The 252-nt window shown below is 34.9% G+C and carries 1 protein-coding gene; it reads left to right on the plus strand.

Translation table 11 applies throughout. From position 1 onward, the window contains the following. The coding region (locus ACG9ZL_RS21340; protein WP_419361936.1) for an IS110 family transposase at window positions 1–252 on the plus strand (252 nt) is incomplete at both ends.

A 252-nucleotide genomic window follows, 5' to 3' on the forward strand; every position in this document is an offset into this window, starting at 1 on the left:
CGTACTCGATATTTTGCTCAAAGTATCTCTAAGCTTAATAAAACTGACAAAATCGATAGTGAAGTATTGGCGCGATTTGCAATGACTGTAGATTTACTTTTATGGCAACCCACTCCTGATAATATCCGATTGCTCAATGCTTTATTAGATAGAAGGTCAAGTCTTGCGAACGACTTAAAACGTGAACAAAATCGTTTGGAAAAAGCAAACTCCACTCTAATAGTTGTACCAATTTTAAAGTCTATTAAGACT

It is taken from the genome of Acinetobacter legionensis (genome assembly GCF_048551735.1).
Classification (GTDB): domain Bacteria; phylum Pseudomonadota; class Gammaproteobacteria; order Pseudomonadales; family Moraxellaceae; genus Acinetobacter.